Genomic DNA, 1,748 nt, shown 5'->3' on the forward strand with positions numbered 1-1,748 from the left:
TGTTCCCGGCAAATTCGAGAATTCGGCTGTTGTAGATGTCATCCATCATTTGACTCGATCCGACTGATTTTTCGCTGTTTTGAGTGATCGACGCATGATTTTCTCCGGTAGGCAGGAAAAAAGCACGACGCGACACGCTCCGCCTCTTTCATCTCTGTGGCACCATACTATATGCTATGTCGTGTTGGGGCGACAGTTCCGCAAGAGGAACAATGTCGCCTGTTGTTTGGGAAACCGTGCCGGAAGGTCCAGTGCACTGCTAAGCAAGGACCCGAAAGCCCCGGAGCCCGCCAACGGAACCCAAGCCTGCAGGGTTAGGCGAATGGCCAGTGGCGAGTTGTCCGAAAGATAAAACGTCAAGCAATCCCGTATTGCTCAAAGAGGCCATTATGGATGCCATAGTGAAGAATTTTCCTGTGCTCGACGATGCGAGCGGCCGCCCGACCCAGAAGGAAGCGGAGGATGCCGTACGCGTTCTGTTGCGCTGGGCTGGCGACGACCCAGCACGCGAGGGCCTGAGCGACACGCCGGCGCGTGTGGCAAAGGCCTATCGCGAACTTTTCAGCGGCTATGATCTCGTTGCCGAAGACGTGCTCGGCCGGACCTTCGAAGAGGTTGCCGGTTACGACGACATGGTCCTCGTCAAGGACATTCCGTTCTATTCGCATTGCGAACACCATATGGTGCCGATCATCGGCAAGGCCCATGTCGCCTATCTGCCGAACGGTCGTGTCCTCGGCCTTTCGAAGATCGCCCGCGTGGTCGATATCTATGGCCGCAGGCTGCAGACGCAGGAGTCGATGACGGCACAGATCGCCAAGTCGATCGACGAATCGCTCGCTCCGCGCGGCGTCGCCGTGATGATCGAAGCCGAGCACATGTGCATGGCGATGCGTGGCGTCCAGAAGCAAGGCTCGACAACGCTGACCACCACATTTACGGGTACGTTCCAGACGGAACCGGCCGAGCAGGCGCGGTTCATGACTATGATCAGGGGCTTCAAGTAAGGCTCCGACAGACGGAGCCTTTCCATGACGCTCACTTTCGACGCCCCCTCCTCCGACAAGGCCGAGCTGGAAACCGGACCGGCCTTCACCCCGCGCTTTGATGAGAAGGGGTTGATCACTGCCGTCGTCACCGATGTGCGGGACGGTGAACTCTTGATGGTCGCGCACATGAACGCCGAGGCACTGGCTTTGACGATCGAGACGGGCGTGGCGCACTATTACAGCCGCTCGCGCAAGAGCCTCTGGAAGAAGGGCGAAAGCTCCGGCAACCTGCAATCGGTCAAGGAAATCCGCACCGATTGCGATCAGGACGCGATCTGGCTCAAGGTCTCCGTCGGCGGTCACGACGCCACCTGCCACACGGGTCGGCGGTCCTGCTTCTACCGCACGGTCGGCGCCGAAAACGGCAAGGCGACGGTCGAAACTACCGACGACCACAGGCACTTCGACCCTGCAGAAATCTATGATAAAAATTAAGCATCGCGCATCTTTTTGATGCGCACACATGCTATATTTATCTTTTGGAAACCAAGCGAGCGCCTAATCCTTAAGCAAGGATGCGGCGCGATGAGGGAACGGCAACGGTCCCGACTGTATTGCAAACTGTATCCAATGTTTATCGATCTTGCCGCAATCGGCGACCGGATCGGTGATATACCTAACGACGGTGCCAGTCTTTCAGCAATGGAACAGGACGAGGCCGGCACCTGCGCCGGCTTGGCGGAGCCTCACCAGGACGCG

2 protein-coding genes are annotated in these 1,748 nt (G+C 58.0%); both read left to right on the top strand.

The features are described 5' to 3' along the window. The first annotated feature begins 389 nt into the window (after window positions 1-389). Window positions 390-1,007, top strand: coding sequence for a GTP cyclohydrolase I FolE (gene folE / locus I8N66_RS37280; protein WP_291165574.1), 618 nt, complete (start codon window positions 390-392; stop codon window positions 1,005-1,007). 24 nt (window positions 1,008-1,031) lie between these two features. After that, on the top strand, window positions 1,032-1,484 hold the full coding sequence (gene hisI, locus I8N66_RS37285; RefSeq protein WP_113537734.1) for a phosphoribosyl-AMP cyclohydrolase: 453 nt from the start codon (window positions 1,032-1,034) through the stop codon (window positions 1,482-1,484). Window positions 1,485-1,748 lie beyond the last annotated feature (264 nt).

This window comes from Ensifer sp. SSB1, assembly GCF_016652895.1.
Lineage (GTDB): Bacteria > Pseudomonadota > Alphaproteobacteria > Rhizobiales > Rhizobiaceae > Ensifer.

What these genes read in the sequence shown, in the direction of transcription:
- hisI (WP_113537734.1), top strand. Translation starts at nt 1,032, where the DNA reads ATGACGCTCACTTTCGACGCCCCCTCCTCCGACAAGGCCGAGCTGGAA.
- folE (WP_291165574.1), top strand. Translation starts at nt 390, where the DNA reads ATGGATGCCATAGTGAAGAATTTTCCTGTGCTCGACGATGCGAGCGGC.